At 60.9% G+C, this 24881-nt stretch carries 23 protein-coding genes and 1 riboswitch; of the genes, 7 read left to right on the top strand and 16 right to left on the bottom strand.

Annotated elements, in window-relative coordinates; genetic code table 11:
- Positions 1-4: 4 nt before the first annotated feature.
- The 4 genes from ACQKIK_RS08305 to ACQKIK_RS08320 all read right to left on the bottom strand — a co-directional run bounded on the left by ACQKIK_RS08305 (position 5) and on the right by ACQKIK_RS08320 (position 2803).
- Complete coding sequence (locus ACQKIK_RS08305) at positions 5-622, bottom strand: YqiA/YcfP family alpha/beta fold hydrolase (RefSeq protein ID WP_064480703.1); 618 nt, start codon at positions 620-622, stop codon at positions 5-7.
- Positions 623-772: 150 nt separating this feature from the next.
- Positions 773-1588, bottom strand: coding sequence for a 3',5'-cyclic-AMP phosphodiesterase (gene cpdA / locus ACQKIK_RS08310; RefSeq protein ID WP_064480704.1), 816 nt, complete (start codon positions 1586-1588; stop codon positions 773-775).
- Positions 1589-1742: 154 nt separating this feature from the next.
- Positions 1743-2189 (bottom strand): DUF1249 domain-containing protein, encoded by a 447-nt coding sequence (locus tag ACQKIK_RS08315; protein ID WP_046161745.1) that lies wholly within the window; start codon positions 2187-2189, stop codon positions 1743-1745.
- Entirely contained in the window at positions 2186-2803 is a 618-nt protein-coding gene (locus tag ACQKIK_RS08320) for an NUDIX domain-containing protein (protein ID WP_499135890.1), read from the bottom strand. The genes ACQKIK_RS08315 and ACQKIK_RS08320 overlap by 4 nt, the downstream gene beginning before the upstream one ends.
- Before the next feature lie 228 nt (positions 2804-3031).
- On the opposite strand from ACQKIK_RS08320, the gene ACQKIK_RS08325 reads away from it, so the two are divergent.
- The gene (locus ACQKIK_RS08325; protein ID WP_499135567.1) at positions 3032-3760 is read left to right on the top strand and encodes an RsiV family protein; all 729 of its coding nucleotides are present in this window, start codon (positions 3032-3034) and stop codon (positions 3758-3760) included.
- On the opposite strand, the gene cytX is transcribed toward ACQKIK_RS08325, so the two are convergent.
- Together cytX and thiC are read right to left on the bottom strand one after the other, a co-directional pair.
- The gene (gene cytX, locus ACQKIK_RS08330; RefSeq protein WP_155737961.1) at positions 3726-4994 is read right to left on the bottom strand and encodes a putative hydroxymethylpyrimidine transporter CytX; all 1269 of its coding nucleotides are present in this window, start codon (positions 4992-4994) and stop codon (positions 3726-3728) included. The two genes, ACQKIK_RS08325 and cytX, sit on opposite strands and share 35 nt — an antisense overlap.
- A 396-nt stretch (positions 4995-5390) precedes the next feature.
- The gene (gene thiC / locus ACQKIK_RS08335) at positions 5391-7271 is read right to left on the bottom strand and encodes a phosphomethylpyrimidine synthase ThiC (RefSeq protein ID WP_045423977.1); all 1881 of its coding nucleotides are present in this window, start codon (positions 7269-7271) and stop codon (positions 5391-5393) included.
- A 103-nt stretch (positions 7272-7374) separates the two neighbouring features.
- Positions 7375-7481, bottom strand: a riboswitch (TPP riboswitch).
- 192 nt (positions 7482-7673) lie between these two features.
- Between thiC and ACQKIK_RS08340 the strand changes: the two genes are divergently transcribed.
- Positions 7674-9125: a TolC family outer membrane protein gene (locus ACQKIK_RS08340; RefSeq protein ID WP_499135568.1), complete on the top strand. Its 1452-nt coding sequence runs from the start codon at positions 7674-7676 to the stop codon at positions 9123-9125.
- A 143-nt stretch (positions 9126-9268) separates the two neighbouring features.
- Here the strand turns inward: ACQKIK_RS08340 and waaA are convergent, their stop codons facing one another.
- Positions 9269-10537, bottom strand: a complete 1269-nt coding sequence (waaA, locus tag ACQKIK_RS08345; RefSeq protein ID WP_499135569.1) for a lipid IV(A) 3-deoxy-D-manno-octulosonic acid transferase — start codon at positions 10535-10537, stop codon at positions 9269-9271.
- A gap of 144 nt (positions 10538-10681) precedes the next feature.
- On the opposite strand from waaA, the gene ACQKIK_RS08350 reads away from it, so the two are divergent.
- From ACQKIK_RS08350 to ACQKIK_RS08365, 4 genes are all read left to right on the top strand, one after another.
- Positions 10682-11014: a DMT family transporter gene (locus ACQKIK_RS08350; protein ID WP_499135570.1), complete on the top strand. Its 333-nt coding sequence runs from the start codon at positions 10682-10684 to the stop codon at positions 11012-11014.
- A gap of 67 nt (positions 11015-11081) precedes the next feature.
- On the top strand, positions 11082-12254 hold the full coding sequence (locus ACQKIK_RS08355; protein WP_499135572.1) for an NAD(P)/FAD-dependent oxidoreductase: 1173 nt from the start codon (positions 11082-11084) through the stop codon (positions 12252-12254).
- Entirely contained in the window at positions 12251-13066 is an 816-nt protein-coding gene (locus ACQKIK_RS08360) for an aldo/keto reductase (RefSeq protein WP_499135891.1), read from the top strand. The genes ACQKIK_RS08355 and ACQKIK_RS08360 overlap by 4 nt, the downstream gene beginning before the upstream one ends.
- Before the next feature lie 37 nt (positions 13067-13103).
- The gene (locus tag ACQKIK_RS08365) at positions 13104-13991 is read left to right on the top strand and encodes a metal ABC transporter ATPase (protein WP_127840255.1); all 888 of its coding nucleotides are present in this window, start codon (positions 13104-13106) and stop codon (positions 13989-13991) included.
- Positions 13992-14040: 49 nt separating this feature from the next.
- Here ACQKIK_RS08365 and hldE read toward each other — a convergent pair whose 3' ends face one another.
- The 4 genes from hldE to msbA form a co-directional block, all read right to left on the bottom strand.
- Entirely contained in the window at positions 14041-15462 is a 1422-nt protein-coding gene (gene hldE / locus ACQKIK_RS08370; protein WP_101152929.1) for a bifunctional D-glycero-beta-D-manno-heptose-7-phosphate kinase/D-glycero-beta-D-manno-heptose 1-phosphate adenylyltransferase HldE, read from the bottom strand.
- A gap of 78 nt (positions 15463-15540) precedes the next feature.
- Complete coding sequence (locus ACQKIK_RS08375; RefSeq protein ID WP_499135573.1) at positions 15541-16935, bottom strand: PIG-L deacetylase family protein; 1395 nt, start codon at positions 16933-16935, stop codon at positions 15541-15543.
- 2 nt (positions 16936-16937) lie between these two features.
- On the bottom strand, positions 16938-17834 hold the full coding sequence (locus ACQKIK_RS08380; RefSeq protein WP_499135574.1) for a GNAT family N-acetyltransferase: 897 nt from the start codon (positions 17832-17834) through the stop codon (positions 16938-16940).
- Positions 17834-19642 (bottom strand): lipid A export permease/ATP-binding protein MsbA, encoded by a 1809-nt coding sequence (msbA, locus tag ACQKIK_RS08385; protein ID WP_499135575.1) that lies wholly within the window; start codon positions 19640-19642, stop codon positions 17834-17836. Before msbA ends, ACQKIK_RS08380 begins: the two co-directional genes overlap by 1 nt.
- Positions 19643-19795: 153 nt before the next feature.
- On the opposite strand from msbA, the gene ACQKIK_RS08390 reads away from it, so the two are divergent.
- Positions 19796-20371 carry a BUD32 family EKC/KEOPS complex subunit gene (locus tag ACQKIK_RS08390; protein ID WP_499135892.1) on the top strand — a complete coding sequence of 192 codons (576 nt, stop codon included), beginning with the start codon at positions 19796-19798 and terminating at the stop codon, positions 20369-20371.
- Between the two features lie 13 nt (positions 20372-20384).
- On the opposite strand, the gene ACQKIK_RS08395 is transcribed toward ACQKIK_RS08390, so the two are convergent.
- The 5 genes from ACQKIK_RS08395 to ACQKIK_RS08415 are packed head-to-tail and all read right to left on the bottom strand — an operon-like array spanning position 20385 to position 24851.
- The gene (locus ACQKIK_RS08395) at positions 20385-21536 is read right to left on the bottom strand and encodes an O-antigen ligase family protein (RefSeq protein ID WP_499135576.1); all 1152 of its coding nucleotides are present in this window, start codon (positions 21534-21536) and stop codon (positions 20385-20387) included.
- Positions 21533-22291, bottom strand: a complete 759-nt coding sequence (locus ACQKIK_RS08400) for a glycosyltransferase family 2 protein (protein WP_499135577.1) — start codon at positions 22289-22291, stop codon at positions 21533-21535. Before ACQKIK_RS08400 ends, ACQKIK_RS08395 begins: the two co-directional genes overlap by 4 nt.
- 3 nt (positions 22292-22294) lie before the next feature.
- Positions 22295-23167: a DUF6625 family protein gene (locus ACQKIK_RS08405; protein WP_499135578.1), complete on the bottom strand. Its 873-nt coding sequence runs from the start codon at positions 23165-23167 to the stop codon at positions 22295-22297.
- Between the two features lie 2 nt (positions 23168-23169).
- Complete coding sequence (locus ACQKIK_RS08410) at positions 23170-24126, bottom strand: glycosyltransferase family protein (RefSeq protein WP_499135893.1); 957 nt, start codon at positions 24124-24126, stop codon at positions 23170-23172.
- Positions 24126-24851 (bottom strand): CatB-related O-acetyltransferase, encoded by a 726-nt coding sequence (locus ACQKIK_RS08415; protein ID WP_499135894.1) that lies wholly within the window; start codon positions 24849-24851, stop codon positions 24126-24128. Before ACQKIK_RS08415 ends, ACQKIK_RS08410 begins: the two co-directional genes overlap by 1 nt.
- Positions 24852-24881 lie beyond the last annotated feature (30 nt).

Genomic DNA, 24881 nt, shown 5'->3' on the forward strand with positions numbered 1-24881 from the left:
GTCCTTATAGATCGGAAAAATCGACGTCTGCAAACAGCACCGGATCGAAGCCGGCAAACGCCAGCAAGGCAGGAAGCCGCTCAGAGAATCCCTGGAAACCGTGATCACCGCCGGCTTGGATGCGCACGGCACAGCCCCTATAGAAATCGGCCGCATGGCGGTAATCCAGCGTCTCGTCGCCTGTCTGCAACCAGACCTGATAGCGTTCGGCATCTTGCGGCGACGGCACTTCCAGCTCAGCTAGCGCCGTGACATGGTCTTCAGTCAGCTCCCAGATCTCACCGCTATAGAGGTTGGTCTGAGGCCCGAGATAGCCATCGAAACGGCAATGAGGCGTCACGGCCGGATTGATCAGCAGGGCCTTCAGCCCGTAGCGTTCAGCGAGATGGGTTGCATAGTATCCGCCGAGGGAGCTGCCGACCAGCAGGGGCCGCCCCAACTCGGCGATAGCCTTCTCGAGCTGCGCAATCGCCTGACGGGGGTGATGATGCAGCGCCGGCACCTGCAGCGAGGCGGTCAGGTCCAGGCGACTCAGCGCCGCCGTCAACTGGCTGGCCTTTTGCGACAGCGGTGAACTGTTGAGGCCATGCATATAGAGAATGGTGGGCTGGTCGCGGGTCATGCTGATTCGCTGGGCTGACAAAGGATGGGAAGGCTACTAGGCGAGGCGCGCAAGCTGCAAGCTGCCAGAGAAGCGGGAGGCCGCCTGGGAAACCGGAAGCAGATGAGTATGGGGTTGATTCAGCGCCAAATGCCTTAGGGCTTTGAACTATCAATACCCTTTGACGCTGTAGTCGACTACGAAGTCGGTGCCGACCACTCGCGAGACACCTGTCTCGAGCTTGCCGTCGGCATACAGCCGCAGCCAACGGTAGCCTGGTGCGAGTGTATCGACCTGGAAGTCCTCGCTGCCGGGCGTGAACTGCACCCCTGTCGACGGGGTGGCTAGCAAGCGAACACCACGACGCTCGCTATCGAATGCCTGGTGAATATGCCCCCAGAGCAACGCTTTGACGCAGCTGAAACGGTCCAGCACGTCGAACAGCGCCTCACGGTTGTGCAATCCAATGCTGTCCATCCAGCGACTGCCAATCGAAACGGGGTGATGATGCAGGCAGACCAGGTGAGGCCGTTCCGGTGACTGCTGCAGGGTTCGCTCCAGCAAGTCCAATTGATCGTCACGCAGCATGCCAAAGACCGCGCCCGGCACCAGCGTATCGAGCATGACGACCCGCCATGCACCGATATCAAGCACAGGCATCATCATTTCGCTGCCACGGACGGCCTCTTGCATCGAGGTCAATTCATCATGGTTGCCCGGGCACCAGCGCACCGGCGCATCGATACGCTCGGACAACTGGCGAAACCGCTTATAGGAGGCAAGTGAGCCGTCCTGAGAAAGATCACCTGTCGCCAACATCAGGTCGATACGAGGCTGCTCTTCGAGAACCAGATCGACGACACGCTGCAGACTCTCAGCCGTATCCATGCCCAACAGCTTGCCGCCTGATTCGGCGAACAAGTGGCTATCGGTCAGTTGTACGAGCAATACCGAGTCATTTTCAACAGTGAGCGGCGCAGCAGCCAAGACCCGTCTCCTTTGGCGAAATCGCGTAAGAATTATGGTGGCTGGGAGTTGCAGGGGTAAACCGCGCGATGCGGGCATGCATCACAGAACCGCTTGGGAGCATCATCGATACATAGCACAACGCCAGCATCCATTCAGACGCGCACTGCTTCGCTTAAAGCACAGACTCCAGCTCATGGCCACAGGCCAGGCAGTGGCCGAGCCATTCTCCAAGGAACAGATTGAGCTGATTCTTCTCGTCAGGCTGATGCATCTGCGCGTTGGGATAGCTGTAAATGCCGCGGAAACGCCGAGCATTCTCGGCGCCGATCACCTCAGCCATACGCGCATCGTGATAGACCCGCACGTCCATCTGCGGCACTGGTAACCAAGGCAGGCAGTCTTGCTGACTGATGTGGACGGTGGTGGTGTAGGGGCAGCTCTCGGTCACCGTCAACACCAGCACGCCGAGCAGCCGGTCGCCCTGACTCATGGCGATCCGACGTGTATCCGGGTGGTTGCGCATCGCAGGCAGCAAGCGCATCAGACGCATGTAGTTCGCCTCGCAGGCCGCCTGCAACTCCAACAGGTCGACGCGGTATCGCTCGCGGGTTCGCCTCATATCCACGCCTCCCTGATCTCGCTGCGGTTCAAGGCCAACCACTGCAGGGCAATGATCGTAGCCGCGTTATCAATCCGGCCGTCGCGCAGCGCCTCCAATGCATTATCAAGAGACCACACAGCGGCACGGATATCTTCCCCCTCTTCTTCCAGCCCGAATACACCGCCCGCACCGACACTGCTGCAGCGGCCAACGTAGAGATGGATGCGCTCGGTGCTGCCCCCTGGGGACGGATAGTAAACAGACACCGGCCAAAGCTCGCCGAGCTCCAGACCTGCTTCCTCGATCGACTCTCGGCGCGCCACCTCTTCAGGCTGCTCGTCTTTATCAATCAGGCCGGCAACCGTCTCCACCAGCCAGGGGTTGTCTCCATGGGCCATGGCGCCGACACGAAACTGCTCGACCAGTACCACCTCGTCGCGTTGCGGATCGTAAGGCAGCACGCAGACTGCATCGTGCCTCACGAACAGCTCGCGCTCGATCTCCGCGCCCATGCCGCCTCGGAACAGACGATGGCGAAGACGAAGCCGGTCAAGATTGTAGAATCCACTGAAGCAGCGCTCGCGCTGGATGATCTCGACATCGTCGGCGCCGGCTTTGAAAATATCGTTCATGAACAACTCACATATCGGTTTATTCAAGCACCTGCCGGTACCAGAAAAAGGCTGCAACCGTCACAGCGTGAGCGGTCTCTCTGCTGCCATCGTAGCGCGCCATTTGCTCAGACGCAGCCCTTAGCAGACCATTCGCACGACGGAAGATGCCCAGCTGGCGATTCTCGAACTTCGCTCCACTCATGCACTCGAACCCGCACTGAAACCGCCGCAGGAGCCAACCCATTGATGCCAATCCGCAATGCCATCGCGTTAATAGCATTCAGCCTGCTCATTGGAGGTTGCCAACACTTCGGTGGAGAGCCGCCTGTGGAGGTTCGACAGATTCTCAGCGAGCAACGTCCAGCCGGCTGTCCTGCACAAGACGATAGCTGCCCATTGGTGAACATAGATACTCAGCTGTTCGAAAACGAGCCCGCACTGAACGCGCTGATCGACCAACGGTTGCGCGAGATGACGGTAAACAGCCCGAATGCAGAGGTCCCGGCGTCACTGGAGGGCTATCAACAGGCCTTCTTGCAAGATTCGGAACCCGGCTGGAGCAGCTATCTTCAAGCCAAACTACGCGAACAGCACGGACCGCTGTTGGTAGTCGAGCTGTCCAGCTATCTGCACACCGGCGGTGCTCACGGGATGCCCGGACGCGGCTTCATCAACTACGACCGCGAGCAAGACCGTGAGCTGAAGCTCGCCGATGTGGTGATGCCTGGCAAGGAGGGTGCTTTCTGGCGCGTTGCCGCGAAGGCGCATCAGCAATGGCTGATAGCCAACGAGCACGACGCCGCTTTCAGCCGTCAATGGCCGCATCAGCAGACATCAAACATCGCGTTCCTGCGCGACAAGGTCTTGCTCAAATACGACATTTACAGCATCGCACCGTATTCGAGCGGCCACCCTGAGCTGGAGATCCCGTACAAGGAGCTCAGCGGGATACTGAAACCGGCGTTCCTACCGTAGTCCTTGCAAAGCGGCTCAATATCAGCAGCAGCCCGCCGGAGAGGAACAGCGCCGGCAGGCTGGCGCCAACCTCGGGCCAGGCATTAGCCAACAAATGGTAGACAGCCGCACCGCAGCCCCACGCGGACAATGTCTCCCAGCGCAACATCGTGCCGGCCATTTGCAGTCGGCCACGCCTCCTGAGCAGGTAGTGATCCACCAGCACGACACCAAACAGTGGGGCGAATACCGAGCCGATCAGCAGCAGGAAGTTCTGGTATTCCGCCAGTGGTGCGAACCAGGCGATCAAGGTGCACAGCGCACCGATGACCAAAGCCAGCCGCTCGACCTTGAACGGCAGCAGTATGCCAACCGAGACTGCAGCCGAATGGATGTCGGCAAAAGCATTCTCGGACTCGTCCAGCAGGATCAGCAGCAGCGGGATGCCAAGCCCGGCACCCGCCAACGCCAACAACAGCGCGTTCACTTCGCCGCTGTCGGCAAAGGCCAGGGTATAGGCGACACCGAGGCTCATCAGCCAGACGTTGCCGATGAAGAAGCCCAGCACCGTACCGCCGAAAACACGCCGCGCCGCCTTGCCAAAGCGCGAGTAGTCTGCGATCAGCGGTAACCAGGACAACGGCATGGCGATGGCGATATCGAAGCCCAGCGCGAAGGGCAGCGATCCGTCGCCCTGACGTGCCCATAGAGCCCGGAGATCAGCCTTGTCGAACAGGTTCCAGGTCAGCCAGACGCAGGCGCCGAGCAGCAGCCAGATGCCCCACTTGCGCAAGATCCGACGGACGAAGGTCAGCGGGCCGGTGATCGCCAGCAACGTCGCCAGCGCACCGAAGAACAACGTCCAGAGCGCGGGGCTGACCCATCCGCTCTGCTCGCCAAACGCACGCGTCGCCAGCAAGCTCGCCGCGTCGCGCATGATAATGATCTCGAAGGCGCCCCAGCCGACTAGCTGGACCAGATTCAACAGCGCCGGCAACACCGCGCCTCGGTCGCCCAGCGTGCGCTTCAGATTCGCCATTGACGACAAGCCGGTGTCGCTGCCTATCACCGCGACCGCACCGAGCAGTATCACGCCTACTGCGGTGCCGCTGACGATGGCCAGCAAAGCACCGCTCATGCCCAGACCCGGCGCCAGCAAGGCGCCAAGCTGCAATACCATCAGGCCGACGCCGAGGGAGAACCACAGAGAAAACAGATCACGCCCACCGAATACACGGTGCTCAGCGGCGATCATCTGATGCGGAGAATAACGACCTGCATTGTTCACGTTGTTTTTCTCGAAGAAGCCGGTTGCCCGGCGCATAGCCGTGAGCGCAAGGGGTTGCCTCACGAAAGAAAGATCAGCGAAACAGTAGGGCAGATAAAGCCAGAGCCTTATCCACCCGTTCGCACTGCTCCGATTGGCCGCCGAATCGTTTCGCAAGCCTGTTGGACTCGACGCGTAAGAAGGCGCCATTTTTCACCCTGTACATCGGGTCAAGCAGCCGGCCTAGCGAGACTCGCTGCGTTAAGCGGCTCGGCGCAGACCTGCTGTGGTGTAGATGGATCACGCTGGATCGATCCACCAAACGGCGGAACGGTGGATGTAAAAAGCGGCATCCACCCTACGACGTAGTGGCCGACCCGGCCGCTACACCTGCTTGTAGATCACCGACCCCTCATCCTTGAAGCGCGAGGATTGTTCTTTAAAGCCCGCCTCGATCGCTTTTTGTTCATCGGTCAGCCCGTTCTGCGCGGCGTACTCCCGGACTTCCTGAGTGATCTTCATCGAGCAGAACTTCGGCCCGCACATGGAGCAGAAATGCGCGACCTTGGCCGAATCCTTCGGCAAAGTCTCGTCGTGGTAACTGCGGGCGGTGTCCGGATCCAGGCCGAGGTTGAACTGGTCTTCCCAACGGAATTCGAAGCGTGCCTTGGACAGAGCGTTGTCGCGAATCTGTGCGCCCGGATGGCCCTTGGCGAGGTCAGCGGCGTGCGCGGCGATCTTGTAGGTGATGATCCCGGTCTTGACGTCATCCTTGTTCGGCAGGCCCAGGTGCTCCTTGGGCGTGACGTAGCAGAGCATGGCGCAACCGAACCAGCCGATCATGGCCGCACCGATGCCGCTGGTGATGTGGTCGTAACCGGGCGCGATGTCGGTGGTCAGCGGGCCGAGGGTATAGAACGGCGCCTCGTCGCAGCATTCAAGCTGCTTGTCCATGTTCTCCTTGATCAACTGCATCGGCACGTGGCCGGGGCCTTCGATCATGCATTGCACGTCATGCTTCCAGGCGATCTTGGTCAGCTCGCCGAGGGTTTCCAGCTCGCCGAACTGGGCAGCATCGTTGGCATCGGCAATCGAGCCCGGACGCAGGCCATCGCCCAGTGAGAAGCTGACGTCGTAGGCCTTCATGATTTCGCAGATTTCCTCGAAGTGGGTGTAGAGGAAATTCTCCTGGTGATGCGCCAGGCACCACTTGGCCATGATCGAGCCGCCGCGCGAGACGATACCGGTGACGCGCTTGGCCGTCAGCGGCACATAGCGCAGCAGCACGCCAGCGTGGATGGTGAAGTAGTCCACGCCCTGCTCGGCCTGCTCGATCAGCGTGTCGCGGAACAGCTCCCAGGTCAGGTCTTCGGCGACGCCGTTGACCTTTTCCAGCGCCTGGTAGATCGGCACGGTACCGATCGGCACCGGCGAGTTGCGGATGATCCACTCGCGGGTTTCATGGATGTGCTTGCCGGTGGACAGGTCCATAACGGTGTCCGAGCCCCAGCGGATGCCCCAGGTCAGCTTGGCCACTTCTTCTTCGATCGAGGACCCCAGCGCCGAGTTGCCGATGTTGCCGTTGATCTTCACCAGGAAGTTGCGGCCGATGATCATCGGCTCGAGCTCGGTATGGTTAATGTTCGCCGGAATGATGGCGCGGCCGCGGGCCACTTCGTCGCGCACGAATTCGGCAGTGATTTCCTTTGGGATCGACGCACCAAAACTCTGTCCGGCGTGTTGCTCGGTGAGCAGACCGGCCGCGCGAGCTTCCTGCAGCTTCAGGTTTTCGCGAATGGCGACGTATTCCATTTCGGGCGTGATGATGCCCTGACGCGCATAGTGCATCTGGCTGACGTTCTTGCCCGGCTTGGCGCGGCGAGGATTACGTACATGGGCGAAGCGCATCTTGGTCAGCTCCGCATCGGCCAGGCGCTGCTGGCCGAAGTGCGACGTCAGGCCGTCGAGCAGCTCAGTGTCGGCACGGTCGTCGATCCAGGCCGAGCGCACATCAGCCAGGCCTTTGCGCACGTCGATGGTCACGCTCGGGTCGGTGTAAGGGCCGGAGGTGTCATAGACCAGAACCGGCGCGTTGATCTCACCGCCGAAATCGGTCGGCGTCACGTCGAGACTGATCTCACGCATCGGCACGCGGATGTCCGGGCGGGAGCCTTGGACGTAGATTTTCTGCGAACGCGGGAAAGGCTGGATCGATCCCTGATCGACTTGGGCGGATTCACTGAGGTTTTGTTGTTCTGCACGCATCAGGCTAGCTCCTCGAAAGTTGTCGGAGCGAACCTGAAAAACACGGCGGGAAAAGGGCATCGGGGCGCGCCGGGGCTGGCGCCGAGAGAGCTGGCCGAAAGACTGGCGAGCACATCTTGTTCCCTACGCAGGCCTTAACCTGATCAGGTTCAACGGGATCCGGAACTTTCCGATCTCAGCCTTCGCTTCAAGGCACCCCGACAAGAACGGGCCGAGTCTAATCAAGAGTGGCTGGGAATACCATGCCGATGGCAGCTACCACGACCGCCGGGTCATATCCATTCCCGCCCCCTGATGCTTGATCGCCTCCGACAAGGGCCCGAACACCCTGCTCAAGCGCCTTGACCGTCTGCATGCCCGCGCATAGCCTTGCCCATCACTTCGCTTCAGGGAAAGACGCACATGCTGCGCAGACTCACGTTGGCACTCGCCGTGACCGCCGCCTCGTCCGGGCTGACTTGGGCCGAGACAGCACCTCCACTTTCCGCCCGGACCGACCTAGTTAGCGTCTACCGACAGGCTGTCGAAAACAACGCCGACCTCGCCGCAGCGCGTGCCCAGTTCAAAGCGATTCAGGAAGTCGTGCCGCAAGCGCGTGCTGGACTGCTGCCGAACCTCAGCGGCGGCGCGGAGCTCAGCGACACGCGCACCGACGTCGACACGTCCATGGGTTCGCGCTCACTGTCACGCAGCGGCACCGTCTATCAGGCGACGTTGAGCCAGCCGATCTTTCGGCCCGAGCGCTGGTTCCAGCTACAGGCGGCAGAAGCCATCAGCGAACAGGCCGCGCTGGAGTACTCGATCGCCGAACAGGACTTGATTCGCCTCACCGCGCAAGCTTACTTCGCCGTATTGCGTGCCCAGGACAATCTGGCCGCAGCCAAGGCCGAAGAGTCGGCCTTTCAACGCCAGCTCGACCAGGCTGACGAGCGCTTCGAAGTTGGTTTGTCCGACCGTACCGATGTGCTCGAAGCTCAGGCGGGTTTCGATACAGCGCGCGCCAATCGACTGCTTACACAACGGCAAGTGGACGATGCGTTCCAGGCGCTGTTCACCCTGACCAACCGTGAGTATCTGGCACTGGAAGGCATCGAACACAGTTTACCGGTGCTGCCGCCCATCCCCAATGACGCCAGCGCTTGGGTCAACACCGCCACGCAGCAGAACCTCGACCTGCTGGCCAGTAATCAGGCCGTCAACGCTGCCGAGGAAACGCTGCGCCAACGCCGTTCTGGGCATTCGCCAACCCTCGACGCTGTGGCGCGCTACAGTAAGGGCGACAACGACAGCCTCGGTTTCACCAACACGGGTAGCGAAGCGGTGACTGGCATCCCCCGCTACACCGGCGACGTCGAGCAGCGCAGCATCGGCCTGCAGCTGAACATTCCTCTATACAGCGGCGGGCTGATCAGCTCCCAGCGCCGCGAAGCCTTCCACCAGCTGACCCAGACCGAGCAACAGCGTGAAAGCTTGCGGCGTCAGGTGGTCGAAACCACGCGCAATCTTTATCGGGCGGTCAATACCGATGTAGAACAGGTGCAGGCACGGCGGCAGTCGATCGTTTCCAACCAGAGCGCCCTGGAAGCAACTGATATCGGCTACCAGGTCGGCACCCGCAACATCGTCGACGTGCTCGACACGCAGCGCCGCCTGTTCGCTTCGGTCCGCGACTACAACAATGCCCGCTACGACTACATCATCGACAGTCTGCGCCTGAAACAGGCGGCCGGAACGCTCAACCCGGGCGACCTGGAAGATCTGCAACGTTATCTGAAAACCGACTACGACCCGGACACTGACTTCCTGCCGCCAGATCTGTCCGAGAATTTCGCCCGCCCGGTGCGCATCGAGTAGTTGGCATCGCCGGACGGGATACCGCTACGTTCGGCCGGAAGAAATTCCAAGGATCGTCAGGCCCGCAACGGGCCTGGCGGAACACCACTTTTCCGCGGCAGGTTTCGGTCACCGGGAGCGTTCGCAAACAGGCTGATACCCGGCTAACCGAGTAAAGCCCCAATCCCCTGCAGCAAACGGCCCAGCGCGCCCTGATTGTTCTTCAGCACTGTTAAGCCTGCGCTGCGCGCTTGCTCGGCGCGCGCGGGATCGACCCAGAATGCCTCTACTGTAGATGCCAGCTCAGGTGCAGTGCCAACTTCGGCAAGCGCACCGGCATCGCGTAGCTGCGCGGCGATATCGAGAAAGTTGAACAGGTGCGGTCCCGTCAGCACGGGTTTGCCCAATGAGGCAGGCTCCAACAGGTTGTGCCCGCCGGTCGGCACCAGGCTGCCGCCAACAAAAGCAACATCGGCGAGTGCAAACAGAAACAGCAGTTCACCCATGGTGTCGCCAAGTACTACCTGTGTAGCGGACTGCGGCGGTTCCGCTAGCGATCGCCGAACCGTAGCGAAGCCCTGTTTTCGGCACAGCTCATACACCGAGCCGAAGCGCTCCGGGTGGCGCGGCACCAGAATCAGCAACGCGTCAGGGTGCTCTGCTAACAGCAGGCGGTGGGCAGCCAGCAGAATTTCGTCCTCCCCCGCGTGCGTGCTGGCGCCAATCCAGATCGGCCGGAATACGACGCCCCATTGCGTACGGAGCTGAGCGGCGCGCTCAGGCAGCGCCGGGTCGATGCGCAGGTCAAACTTGATCGAGCCCGTGACCTGCACGCTGGTCTCACGGGCACCGAGCTGTCGAAAGCGCACGGCCTCGGCTTCGGTCTGCGCCGCGATCAGGCTCAGCTCGGCCAGCATCGGCGCGGTCAGTCGGGCGAAGCGTGCATAGCCGCGTGCCGAGCGCTCGGAGAGCCGAGCATTGGCCAGCGTCACCGGGATGCCGCGACGCGCGCACTGGTGAATGTGGTTGGGCCATAACTCGGTTTCCATCACGACCGCCAGCTTCGGCCGCAGACGCTCTAGAAAGCGCGATGCCGCCCAGGGCAGATCGTAAGGCAGATAGCAGTGCTGCACGGTGTCGCCAAACAACGCCTTGATGCGCTCTGAGCCAGTCGGCGTCATGCAGGTCACGGTGATCGGCAGCTGTGGATAGCGCTCCTTAAGCGCCCGAATCATCGGCGCCGCAGCAATGCTTTCGCCGACCGACACCGCATGCACCCAGATGCCACCCGGCTGAAACTCCGGCAACCCGACAGCGAAGCGCTCGCCGATGCGCGTTCGATAAGCCGGCGCTCGACGGGCGCGCCAGAACAAACGAACCACGATCAGTGGCAACGCGAGATGAAACAGCAGGGTATAGAGGGCACGATTCATGGGCGCGGAGCTTAGCAAAGGGGCGAATGCAACGGCCACAGCGAAGCGCGAAGCGAAATCCGCTATCGTTGCGCAGAACTTGCCCGTTCCGCGGGAGCCGAATGAACGCAGCGCAGACCGGCACTGCCCGCAACCGGAGACCGTATGACTGGCTATTTCTATCTCGCCATCGCTATCACCGCCGAAGTGATTGCCACCACGTCCATGAAGTCGCTGGCGGGCTTCAGTCGCCCGCTACCGCTGTTTCTGGTGATCGCGGGCTACAGCCTGTCGTTCTGGATGCTTGCCCTGGTGGTCAAGACCATCCCGGTGGGAATTGCCTACGCCATCTGGGCCGGCCTGGGCATCGTCCTGGTAAGCATCGCAGCGGCTGTCATCTACCATCAGAAGCTCGACCTTCCAGCAGTGCTCGGCATGGCGCTGATCGTGGCTGGCGTCGTGGTGATTCAGCTGTTTTCCGGCAGCACGGGACATTAGCCAGATCGGCTGAAGCCGACAGGTGAGCGGTTATACTGCGCGCCTGATTTCTCTATGAGGCCCGCCCATGTCCGATTCACTCAGCACCGATGTTTTGATCGTTGGCGGCGGAGTCGCCGGCCTGTGGCTGAACGCACGCCTGCGCCGGCTGGGCTATTCGACACTGTTGGTGGACAAAGGCGTGCTCGGCGGCGGGCAGAGCGTCAAGTCACAAGGCATCATCCACGGCGGGACCAAGTACGCACTGAGCGGCGCGCTGACCGGTGCATCCGAAGCCATCGCCGATATGCCGCGACGCTGGCGCGAGGCGCTTGCCGGCAACGGAGAACTGGACCTTTCCGACGTACGCCTGCTCTCCGACGCGCATTATCTGTGGTCTCCAGGCACGCTGACCGGCAACCTCACCAGCTTCTTTGCCAGCAAAGCCGTCCGCTCACGCGTTGGTCAGGTCAAGGGGAGCGAACTGCCACCAGCGCTGCAGGATTCTCGCTTCAAAGGCAAGGTTTACCGCCTTAGCGAGCTGGTGCTGGATGTCCCAAGCCTGATCCAGCGACTCGCTGAATTATCTGGCCCTGGCCTGCTTAAAGCCGAACGAATCGAGCCACTACGGGAAAACGGCGAACTGACGGGGCTAGTCGTCGACGGTCGCTCGATACGCGCTCAACGCATTGTGCTGACGGCCGGCGCGGGCAATGCCGAACTGCTGAACGCCTTGGGTCTCGCCCAACCGGCGATGCAGAAGCGTCCGTTGCACATGGTCATCGTCAAGGCGCCAACATTGAAGCCGCTTTACGCACATTGCCTTGGCGGCGGCGCCAAACCTCGCATCACTGTCACCAGCCACCCGGCTGAAGATGGTGAATGGGTGTGGTACCTGGGCGGCGATCTGGCCGAAGCGGGCGGGGTGGCGCGTGATGAAGCGGCGCAGATTGCGGCTGCGAAGAAAGAACTGGCCGAGCTGGTGCCTTGGATCGATCTGTCCGTAGCGAAATGGGCAACGCTGCGCATCGATCGAGCTGAGCCGGCGCAATCGGCATTGGCGAGACCGGACAACGCCTTTCTCGCGGAACAGGGCCGTCTGCTGGTTGGCTGGCCGACCAAACTGGCATTGTCGCCGGATTTCGCTGATCGCGTCGAAGGCGCATTGGTCCGAGACGGCATTCAACCGCAACCGCTGGCGCCACTGCCTGAACTGCCCCGCCCTGCGATCACCCGGCCATTCTGGGAAGGTTTGGTCTGATGGAAACGACCCTCCATCACCTGCATCGCCCGCTCGGCAGCACCGGCCTGAATGTATCGCCACTGGGCCTGGGCACCGTCAAGCTGGGCCGTGACCAGGGAGTGAAGTACCCCAACGGCTTTCGTATTCCCGACGACTCGCAGGCGCGACAACTGCTTGCTCTAGCACGCGATCTGGGGATCAACCTGATCGACACCGCGCCCGCCTACGGGGTCAGTGAGCAGCGCCTGGGCCCGCTGCTGCAAGGCCAGCGCGACCATTGGGTGGTGGTCAGCAAGGTTGGTGAGGAATTCATCGACGGTCGTTCGCATTTCGATTTCTCACCAGCCCATACCCGCTTTTCCGTCGAGCGCAGCCTAAAGCGGCTGAAAACCGACCGTATCGACCTTGTACTGGTGCACTCGGACGGGCGCGACCTGGAAATTCTGCAGGACAGTGGCGTTTACGAAACGCTCGCGGAGCTCAAGCGCGAGGGCAAGATCCTCGGCTTCGGCCTGTCGGGCAAGACTGTGGGGGGCGGATTGCTCGCCCTTGAGCATGGCGACTGTGCGATGGTCACCTACAACCTCAACGAGCAGGCCGAACGGCCGGTGCTCGACTACGCTCAGGCACACGCCAAGGGCATCCTGGTCAAGAAGGCGCTCGCCAGCGGCCATGTTTGCCTGACGCCAGACGAGGATCCCGTACGCCTCAGCTTCGAGTTGCTGTTCAGCCACCCCGGCGTCGGAGCGGCCATCATTGGCACCATCAACCCGCAACACTTGTCAGATAACGTGCGTACCGCCGCAGCCGTTTTATCCCAACAACAATAAACACGGCCAAACGGCCGCCTACTGCCTGGAGGAGCCGATGCCGCGTGTGCTGATCCGCAAGAATCCCACAGCCTTCAAGACGCTGCCGCTGCTCGTCGAAGCGAGCCCGGAAGGCTTGCGCTACCAGAGCCTCGGACGGCCACTCAATTTCAGCGAGATGCTCGAACGCCGCCGGCCAGTGACTGTCGATGATCCCAGCCGCTTCAAGGTCGAACTGGCAAACCTGGGCGTCTCGGTACGCCTGACCCTCTGTTGGCAGGGTCAGGAATACTGGGTACTGGTGCGCCAGCAACGCCAGGACCGGGGCGACGTGGTGCTCAAGTTGATCTCTGGCTACGTCCCCGCCCATGAGCTCAGCCTGCCGCTGCTAACCGCGATTCAGGAAGTCGCTGAAGAATGCTTGATGGAGACGCCTGAAGGTTGGCTCGCCGGGCGCTTCGGTGATACCTGGCTGCCGGCACCTTATCAGGGCAGCTTGCGCTATCGCGAGGCGGTGCACTTCAACCTCGCCTCGCTTTCCGGCTCGGCCAGGCCGATTCAATGTGGTCAGATGACCTTGATGGAGCGGCCGCGAGCCTATGTTCATCTGCCTACTGCTTCGCTGCAGCTGGTCTACGACATGCGCCTTGAGTTGCCGAAGGAAACCCGCGAGCTCAGCCTGTTCCACGTTGACGAACGCCTGGACGACGGCAAGCTCGTCGCTGAGTTATCCCGCAGCAGACCCGACCTCTATCTGGTTCCGCTGCTACAGGGCCGCCCGACCGCCGCGCTGTTCACCTTGCGCAAGGGTCAGCCCGTTCCGGCCAGCACGCGCGGGTTGTGGCTGTCGGAAAGTTTTGCCAGCCAGGACGAATGGGTCGTGCGAGAAGAGCGAATCAGCTGGCGTGACTGGATCAAGACCAACACCTTGGCGGCATCCGGTTGAACTGAAGAGATAGCCTGCCCAGCCAGGTTGGCTGGGCGGCAGGCGCTAGTTATCGCTTGCGGATTTTCTCGACAATGGCCGTGGTAGAGCTGTTTTCTACGAGCCCCAGTACCTTGACCTCGCCGCCATAGGCGGTGACCAGATCCGCGCCCACAACCTGATCGACACCGTAGTCACCGCCCTTGACCAACACATCCGGTTTGACCTCGGCGAGTAGATTCTCCGGTGTGTCTTCTGCGAAGCACACGACCCAATCGACTGCGCCGAGGCCAGCCAGCACCGCCATGCGTCGATCAACCGAGTTGATCGGCCGGCCCGGACCCTTCAGGCGACTCACCGAACCATCATCGTTCACCGCAACGATCAAGCGATCTCCCTGGGCACGCGCCTGCTCCAGATAGGACACATGGCCGGCATGCAGAATGTCGAAACAGCCATTGGTGAAGACGATCTTTTCGCCCTCGGCGCGAGCATCTTCGATCACCGTTAGCAGCTGCTCCAGTGTCATCACACCGCGCTCGGAACCTTCCTCGCGCTGCACCGCGCGGCGCAGTTCCGGGGCGCTGATACAAGCGGTCCCAAGCTTCCCGACGACGATGCCGGCGGCGAGATTGGCGAGGGCTACGGCCTGCGGTAATTCCTCGCCTGCAGCTATAGCGACGGCCAGGGTAGAGATGACAGTGTCGCCAGCACCGGTGACGTCGAACACTTCGCGAGCCCGAGCAGGCAGGTGCAACGGCGAATGCTCCGGACGCAGCAACGTCATGCCATGCTCGCCGCGAGTCACCAGCAGAGCGCCGAGCTCAAGGCTGTGCATCAGTTCGGCCCCCTTGGCCACCAGCTCGGCTTCGTCCGTGCAATGTCCAACGATGGCCTCGAACTCGCCGAGATTCGGCGTAATCACCGATGCGCCTCGGTAAATCTCGAAATTCTTTCCCTTGGGATCGGCCAGCACCGGGATACCGCGCTGGCGAGCCGCCTGAATCAATGCCTGGTGGTTGCGCAGCGCGCCCTTGCCGTAATCGGACAGAATCAACACTTTGACGCCGTCCAGCAGCGCCTCGACCTGCCTCAGCAACGCGGCGGGATCCGTATCGAAGGGTTCTTCGAAATCCATTCGCAGCAGCTGCTGATGGCGACTCATCACCCGCAGCTTGATGATCGTGGGCTGATGCTCGATGGATTGGAAGTATGCCCCGATCCCCGCAGCAGTAAGGCTATCGGTCAGGCTCTGCTGCGCCTCGTCGACCCCGGTAACCCCGACCAGCGCCGCCGGCGCACCAAGCGCTGCAATATTCAGCGCAACGTTCGCCGCCCCACCCGGCCGATCCTCGACATGCTCGACCTTGACCACCGGCACCGGCGCCTCAGGCGATATCCGCGAAGTACCGCCATGCCAGTAACGATCGAGCATGACGTCACCGACCACCAAAACGGCGGCTTGGTCGAATCGGGGCATGGACAGCTTCATGAGGGCTCCGGTGAGAAAGAGAAAACGGCGGTGATAATAACATGCAGGCATTGGCAGCCTGCCGGTGGTGGTGCCTTGCTAGAGGTGGCGAACCCAGAACAATTCGTGCCTGCGCACCGCCTTGCGGAAGAATTCGTCATCACCCGTTGTCGGCCAGCGGCGTCCCGCCAGAACCCGTTGAATGCTCCGGCGTAGGCGCTTTTTCATTGGCAGTGGCACTTGCAAGTCATGTTGCATTGCCAGAGCCATGGCCTTGTCCAGCTGTGTCTCGGCGTTCAACGTAAGACTCCATAGGCGATCAGCCGGCAAAGGCTCGATAGCGGGCGGCAAGGCGACACCACAGCCTGCCGGCCCCATGGGCCAGCGGTCATTATCGTGCAGGTGATTGGCGTAGAGCAGAAGGGCTTCGGGTTTCCACTCCCCCTCTTCTATTGCCTGTCGAAGAGCACGGGTCGCGGCAACGTGGTCAGCATGTGGGTCCAGCTCCGGATGAGGAGTGATTACTATCTCGGGACGAAAATGCGCGAGCAAAGCACGCAGATCGGCCTGCAAGTTGTTCCACGTAGGCTGCCCGTCGCGGTCCCCTGGCAACTGCAACGGGTTGTGCGTTCTCACGGTGCGTATGTTGGTTTCACTTGACTCACGAGAGCCGAACACTCTTTCGGGCATGGCCTCCATCGCCTGCAATTGCAAACAGTAATAGCCGAGTTGGACGCAATACCGCTGCGACACGCCGCCCCACAGAGGCACAGCAAGGCTACCCCAGGTGCGCAACCGCCCCTTGAGCCGCGATGCCGCAGCACTGTGCAGCCCGAGGCGGCGGTAGTTGTCGGCTTCAATCTCACCTTGGGTCAGCGTGACGATAGCCACCTCCGGGGTATGACTGTAGAGGCCGAAGGCCGCCAGCTCGGCATCATCAGCGTGGGGCGCGATGATCAGCACCCGCCGCTGCGTATAGTCGGGGTTACGCATGGCGTACAGCCTGACCTCGGCATCCAGACGGCAATACCGGCTATCGAATCGCAGCGAGCCCGCACGCAAAGCCTCCTGTTGCCCAGACAAGTTCAGATACCGCCGCCCACGTACACCACGCTCAAAATCCTGACGATCCCCACCGACATACACACGAGGGTCACGCAGGCGTCCAGCCCAAGTTGCCTCCAGCCGCACCTCAAGAATCAGCGTGTCGGCATCAGGCAAGTCACCGGTCAAGTGCAGGCAACCACGCCCGATGCACCCATCCAGTTGCACCGCATCCGGCGGAAATTCGTAACGGTAGTCTTCCTGTGGACGATAAAATAGATGATCGGCGAACCAGGCCTCATGGGCAATCCAGCCCAAAGCCACCAGTAGCGGCACCAGCCAGAAGCTGACTGCCACGCCTATAAACAGCAGCGTGACGAGCGCCGTTACCATTGCTATACGCTTGTGGCGACGATGCTGACGCAGCAGTTTTTGTTTGCGCGCTTCCATGCTCACACCTGATAGACCGGGACTCGATTGCACCAGCGGTCCTTGTACTCTCGATCCGCACGACCGAAGGAATAACGCAGCGGTTTGCCCAGCGCTCGGGCGTCGGCCCAAGCCGCTTGGGTATTGACGAAGCTGAGGACGCTGCCGGGGCTGAAATCCCGCTGTTGGGGATCGACACCGCCATTGATGTACTCGATCGACACCCATTTTGGCGCTTCGACCCGGTAAAGCACCTGGACGGCGATGGGCTGCTCGTCGAGTAGGACCACCGAGCCCGTCATGAACTCGCGCAGTAGTGTGAAGACTTCCTGCAGATGGCCCTTACCGGGCGCCTCGAAACTCCAGCGGCGCTGAAACAGATCGGCATACATTGCAGCCTGCTCGGTCGGCGAGAAATCCTGCATCGGGCGCAGTACGCCGCCGGCCTCTTCCAGCAGGCGCTGTTCGCGACGCTGGTTGTAGCGGAACTTCTTCGAATACTCCTCAGGCTCGCGCGCCAGCGCCAGGCCCTCCGACTGCTCGCGCAACGAGCTGATCGCAGCAGCATTCAGCTCGGACACGTAGCGCATACGCTGGCGTACCGGCACCTCAGCCAGCTCGGCAACCGGCAGAATGATCTCCGCGTTGCCCATATCGAACAGGCCACGCTTACCGGTCTTTTTCAGCACATCCTTGGAAAGTGCCAGATGCCGACCCCAGCAGGGAACCGCTGCAATCAGCTCACCTTGCTTTTCCCAGCCCAGATAGCGCACAGGAATACCAGCAAACCCAGCCAGCCGTTCGATGACCTCAGGGTGAGTCGCAACGCTGCCGCCGTATCGCTGCCAGGCTTCGGCATACGTCGATGCGTCGATAGTGCACCAGCCACGCTCTCGCCAGCTCTTCAGAAGCTGCAACATCAGGATTCCCGCTCGCCCGGAACTTCGTCCTTGAACTGCGTCGCGTGAAGCCTGGCGTAGGCACCGTTCACGGCTAACAGCTCGGCGTGGGTACCGCGCTCGACGATGCGCCCCTGGTCCATCACCAGAATCTGATCAGCCTTCTCGATGGTGCTCAAGCGGTGCGCGATGACCAGCGTGGTACGGCCCTGCATCACGTGATCCAACGCGCCCTGGATGTGCCGCTCGGACTCGGTATCCAGCGCTGAAGTGGCTTCGTCCAGAATCAGCACAGGCGAGTTCTTCAATAATGCACGAGCGATCGCCAGGCGTTGACGCTGACCTCCAGACAGCAGCACGCCGTTTTCGCCGACCATGGTCTGGTAACCCTCCGGCATCTGCTCGATGAACTCATCGGCGTATGCATCACGGGCTGCCCGGCGTATGTCATCCAGCGGCGCGCCAGCCAGATCGCCGTAAGCGATATTATTAGCCACCGTATCGTTGAACAGTGTCACCTGCTGAGTCACCAGTGCGATGTGCCGACGCAGATTGCGCAACGTGTAGGATTCAACATCCGCACCGTCGAGCAGTATCTGGCCGGCCTCATGGTGATAGAAGCGCGGGATCAGATTCGCAAGCGTGGATTTACCGCTGCCTGAACGTCCAACCAACGCCACCATCTGGCCCGGCTCGATTGTGAAGCTGATGTCGTGCAGTACGCGCTTGTCGGTCCCCGGATAGACGAAGTCGAGGTTACGCACCGCAAGATGACCGCTGACGGCTTCGCGCTCGAGCGTGCCGGTATCGGTCTCCGGCTGCTCGTCGAGCTGTTCGAAGATACTATCGGCGGCGGCCAGGCCTTTCTGGATGTTGGCGCTGACTTCGGACAGCTGGCGGATCGGCTTGGGAAGCAGGCCGGCGGCAGTTATGTAAGCCACCAAGTCACCTGCAGTTGCATCGCCGCGCAAAAGCAAAACCAGAAACATCAGCACGGCCATAGCGCTGTAAATCAGCAGTTGCAAGGTCGGCGTATACACCGCACCGGTCTTGACCATGCGCAACTGCTTGTCGGTGTTGCTCTGGCTGGCGTCAACGAAGCGCTGCTGCTCATAGCGCTCGCCGCCAAAGCTCCGCACTACCCGATAGCCCTGGATGGTTTCCGAAGCTACATGGGTGACATCCCCCATCGCTACCTGGATCTTCTTGCTCTGCTTGCGAAATTTCTTGCTGGCACTGCTCACTACTACGGCGATGACCGGCAGTATCGCCAACATCACCAGGGTCAGCATCCAATTCATCCACAATAGATAGGCGAACAAGAAGATCACCGTCAGCCCCTCGCGAATCACCACTTTGATCGCATCGGTAGCCGCACCGGTAACCATGGTCACGTTGAAGGTTATTCGCGATATCAGATGGCCTGAATTGTGCTGATCGTAGTAGCGATTGGGCAACGTCAGCAGACTATTGAACAGCTGCACGCGTAGGTCGTGCACCAAACCGAGCGAAACGCGGGCCAAATAGAAGTTACCAAGGAACGAGCCTAAGCCCTGCCAGGCAGCAATCAGCACGATTAATAGGGGCACCGCATGTAGTAGCGGCAACTCGGCCAGCCAGAGCACGCCGGGGAACAGTGCTGCGTCGGGGTTGCTCAGTCCATCGACGAAGTACTTGAGGATTCCCGCCAGCATCGGCTGGGTAGAGGCAAAGATTACATAGCCGATGATGCTGACCAGGAAATAGCCGATGTAGGGCTTCACATAGGCCAGCAGGCGGAAGTAGATCTTGAGGCTGGAAACAGCCTCCTGCCTGGGGATTTCTGTCATGACGGATCTCACCCGAAAAAGGGGCGCAATCTTAACACTCCTGCTTGCATGGCCGCGCCCCGCCGAGATCAGGCATCATATGCCGCTACGCGAACATTGAGGCGCCCATACGTGCTGACGTTTACCCCACTGCCCGCAGCAATGCTGAACGAGATGATCGAAGGCGCCCGGATCTTGGAGCAGGACAGCTTCGGCCCCAAGGTATACCGGCTGCGGGACGGCAACATGCTCAAGCTGTTCCGCCGCAAACGCCTGCTTTCCTCGGCGCTGCTGCGCCCGCACTCGCGGCGTTTCTGTGCCAACGCTGCAGCCCTACAAGAACTCGGAATTCCGACCTTGCAGCCGCTGCGCCTCTACCGCATGGAAGATCCGGGCAGAACAGTGGTGCTCTATCAGCCATTGCCCGGCGAAACCCTGTCCCAGCTTCTGCGCGACAATGATATTTCCTGGTCCAATCTGCAGCCGGAGCTAGCGCGCTTCATCAACCGCCTCCATGACAGCGGCGTGTACTTCCGCTCCCTGCACCTCGGTAACATCGTCCGTACCCCGAGCGGCCAGCTCGGCCTGATCGACATCGCAGACCTGCAGTTCCGTCGCCGCCCGCTAGGCGGGCAGCTGATCCGGCGCAACCGCGAACACTTCGATAAATACCTGCGCAAGGAGGGCTTTCCATTCGACAGCGCATCGCTGTGGGCCTACTGCGAGGCCATCCGAACAGGGCACCGCTGAGACACACCCCGACCTAAGCCCCGTCCGCTCGCCGGTTGACGATCAAAGCCATCGGCAGGAGCACCAGTAACCAAAGTTCGTCGGGGTTGCCGACCAGCTTACTGCCATCGAAGTTCAAGACCACTAAAGCCGTAAACAGATAAAGCCCCCAGGGATCGCGCTGCCTCCAGGCATGCTGGAGCACCACGGCCATCAGCACTAAGAAAATCAGCAGCGACACCAAGCCGCTGTAGAGACCAAGCGCTAGGAAGATATTGTGAGGATGCTGGATTGGTGCACCGCCAAGGATGGTCGCGTCCGTGACATGCTGCATGCCGCAGCCTAGCCATAGACCGCATTCCAACCAATCCGCGGCGAGGATACCCCATAGCTCGAAGCGGCCAGCGTCGGCACGAGCGAACAGACTAGCCACCTCCGGCACCTCACGCATGGCGATCAGGGTAAAGCCAGCGATCAGCACAGCCGCGCCCCCCATCAACAGCAGGTAGCGAGCACGGCGCAACATCATCCAGCCAGCGACCAGACCGCCAATCGCGAGCATACCGACCAGCCCGGAGCGACTTTGAAGCACGTAGGCCATGCAGAAGATTGCTAGCGAGGCAGCAGCAGATAGTTCCATCCAGCGCCGCTGGGCCAGCCAGGTAGGCAACGCCAGAGCGAAGCAGCTGGCCAGCCACATGCTGGTGTAGATCGGCCCGGTCATCCGCCCTGGCAGCCAAAGCACCCGCTCGCCCGGTGCATAGCGCCCGGTAAGCCAGTAGACGACGGCCGAGCCTAGCACATAGACGCCTAGCACCCAGAACAGTCCACGGGAGAACAGTGACGTCCGCAATGGCTGCGGATTGACCAGTTGGCTGACCAGCAACACAAACAGGGCCATATAAAGCACATGCTTGAAATATTGGCCGTCCACCGACACGGCGCCAACAAGCACATACCAAGCGCACAGAGCTCCCCATAGCCACAAGGCGGGAGACGGCCGGACATCGCGCCCCCCGCGCACCAGCAGCACGCCTAGAGCGGGCAATGCCAGCAGTACGTAGTAGACGTTGTTAACCATCTTGCTAGTGGGCAACAACAGAAAACTAGCGATAAAAATCAGCAAAGCTGGTGTGAAGTAGCCTACCCGCTCATGCTTTCCAGCCAGACGCTTTACAGCACTCACAACATCACTCCGCACAAAAGACCAACTGTGAACGCCAAAATCAGCCGCAGCCGCTCATGGCGCTTGCGCCGCGCCTTCTTTGCGCGCTCCTTGGGCACGCTGACATGCTCGCCGAATCCTGTATGCAGCACGGCGTCGTTCTCTAGGATCAGTGCATGGCGCCGCTCTTCCGCGTACAGCCGCGAAAGGTCTTTCTCTCCGGCATGTTGTGCATAGGGCGCATGCCGCTGATAGTCGACCAAACGGCGCAATCCTGGATTGAAGGAGAAGCCTTGCCAGTCCTCCTTATGTGAACCGAGTCGATAGCAAGGAATGCCCTGGACCACCTGACGCTCGCCCAGGTAGACATAGGGGCTGTGAATCGCCAGATCGTGGGCAAAGCTACGCAGCCAGACCTGCAGCGCCTGGGGATCGGCCTCCAACAGAGCTTGCGACTCCTCAATGAAGCCCGGCCGATAGAACGCCCAATCGTCCTCGCAATGGAAGATCCACTGGGTCTTGATGTGGGAGTAGGCCAGATCTATGGAACGCAACTGCCCCAGCCGCGGCATGTTGATGAAAAAGGTGGTGTACTCGCGCCAATGCTCGGGGATACAGCTTTCCACAGCCTGGCTCCCCGAGTCCTCGGTGATGAAAACCTCGCGGATCGGCGTAGTGTTGAAGGCGTCGAAACTAGCCAGCGTCTGCGTTAACAGGTCGAAACGACCACAACTGGTCACCACCAGAGTAACGTCACTGTCCTTAGAAAAGATCAAGATTCAAACCTCTCGAAAACCTTGGGGGGTGATGCTCCAGGTATCCTGTTCGGCCAGCGTGGCATCGCCCAGCAGCTCACGCTCGTCATGGGCCGGCCAGGCATCGCATTTCCAACCGATGAAATGAAAATAGGGAAACTCCCGCTCGCCGTCGCGGTCACTGCGCAACCGCCCGAGTTCCCAAATCCAGCGCTGTGGGAAATCGAAACTTCCATCGAGCCAGGCCACCCGACCATTCGGCGTGCTAAAGGCTTCGGCGAATTCGCTACGCCGCCGCCAGGGGTTTGAGATGTCGACCAGTCGCCGCAACGGCGTCGGCCAGCTCTTGTGACGGATGAACAATCGACTGAATGCGCCCTCGTCGAAGGCGCTGTGTTCGCTAGAAGCCAGTTTCGCCTGCCAGCCAGGTATTTGCATGAAGGCCTCGCGCATCCGTGCATCGTTGCGCAGCACGCATAGATGGCCAGAGATACGCCGCTCATGAGTGGAGAGCAGATCGAAACGCTGCAGCCGCTCGGCGCTGAAATAGCCGCGCAGATCGCCATAAATTAGATCGATATCGCTGAATCCCCAGAAATCGAAGCCCTCCAGCTCGTCGGCATGCACATGCCCCAAGGCCGGTTTTAGATCGCAGAGCTTGTAGGGGGTCTGCGGACTGAAGTCAATGCCCAGCCGCGCGGACACCTGGGCACAGTAGTCAGCAAAGCTAATTGTTCGGAAGCGTACGTTGCTTGGAGCATCGGGCAGCGCGCCGCAGTCTGTAAAGAACAGCCACTGCACGTCGGGATTAAAGCGACAACTCTTTAGGAAGAACGGCATCCAGAACGGCCAGCGACCGAAATAGGGGATGACAAACAGCAGACGAGGCGCGGTCATGCTTAAACTCCCAGGCGATTGCGCAACCGGCGAAACCAGCCGGGCGCCGGGGCGGGGCGTAAGGGCGCCTCCATGGCCTGCACGATCTCGGCGCCAATGCGCGCGAAGCTGAAGCAAGACTCGGCCAGCGCCCGACCGCTGTCGGCGATCCGCATCGCCCAAGCCGGATCGGCGCGCAGCTGCGCCAGCTTGCCGCGCAGTTCGTCAACCGTCCGGTACAGCACAAGGTTCTCCATGTCGACGAAGCCCAGCGCTCGGTTCTCCTCCTCGCCCTGATCGTAGGCAAGCAGCACGCAGCCGCAGGCCATGGCCTCGAAGTTTTTGATCATGTACTCGCCCATGCCAACGTCGGCGCTAACAAAGAAACGGATGCGGTTGAGGGCGTTGAGGTAGTCTTCACCGGAATTGGTACGAGTTGCCACCAGGTTCTCCATCTGCGCTAGTTCCTCCAGCAGCGCCTTGCGCCTGCTGTAGGCAACGCTCTTGGTACTGCCGATGAAGCCCAGTTCAATATCGCGCTCGCGCCCCAAATCGCGCAGCAATGTCTGGTCGTAGCCTTTGGGGACGAACACCGCATCCACCCCCTCCTCGCGCAAGCGCCGGGTCACAACCTGGCCGGAGCTGATCACCCGCGCCCAGGGCAGCTTGCAATAGTGCGCGCTGAACTTGCCGGTGTATTTGCAGGGAATGTAGTTCTGATACGCGTCATGCTCGAGGAGGACCAGGTTCGGTACGTTGCGAATAAAGTCCACTTGGCGGATTTCCTGCTTGAAGCGCAGGAAGAACAGGATGCGGTCATAGCGGGCTATGTCCACTTGGTCTCGGAAGTAACGCCGCAGATTGGCCTGATCACGGCGCCCAAGCCAACGGATGTCGCAATCGCAGTGGTGCTGAATGCTTTCGTAAAGACGATCCAGGATCGCCCGCTGTTCGGCCTGAACGAGAAACAGGACCTTCATCATACCCCCCCGTGTACGCGACGCTCAGCAAGCGGGAGCTCGCGACAGCCTCGGCGGCTGACCTCGACTCGCCTAAAGGAGACCCGTTCGCCTTCCTGCAGCGAGACAATGGCGCTCAGGAAAGATTCTGGATCGTTCAGTGGCAAGCCCTGGAGGACTGCGAGCGGCAGCTCCCACCAGGCACTCGCCAGCAACGCGTCGATCAACTGCGGTGGATGACGGTAACGCAGGATGCGCGCCGGCGTCCCAGCGACCACCGCATACGGCGGTATATCGCGTGTCACCACGGAGCGCGCCGCGATTACCGCACCCGTGCCGACCATGACCCCCTCCATGATCATCGCCTCGCGGCCGATCCAGACGTCATGGCCGATCTCAGCCGGCTTGCCGGGGGCGGCGTAGTCTAACGATGTCCCGGTGTACTGAAAGGGATGCGAGCTGACCCAGTGCAGCGGGTGACCGGCCCTTTCCTGACCGATCACGACCGCGTTGCCAATCGAGCAGAACCGTCCTATCCGCGCGACATTTAGCAGTTCGGAGGCGCTGCGCACATAACTCGATGCGCCGACCTGCAAGTGCTCGAAGGTGCCAATCACTTTACCGATGGAAGCACCCTCTTCCAGCACCAGCAGCGCTTTGCCGGGTAGGGCGTGTATGTCGACAGCCAATTTGAACCCACGTCTGCGCAACCAACGCCTATAGAGAGTCGCCTTCAGCGTGTTGATCAAAATAATTTCCCTTGAAATCCGAGTAGG

It is taken from the genome of Pseudomonas sp. NPDC047961 (assembly GCF_050272435.1).
Taxonomy (GTDB): domain Bacteria; phylum Pseudomonadota; class Gammaproteobacteria; order Pseudomonadales; family Pseudomonadaceae; genus Stutzerimonas.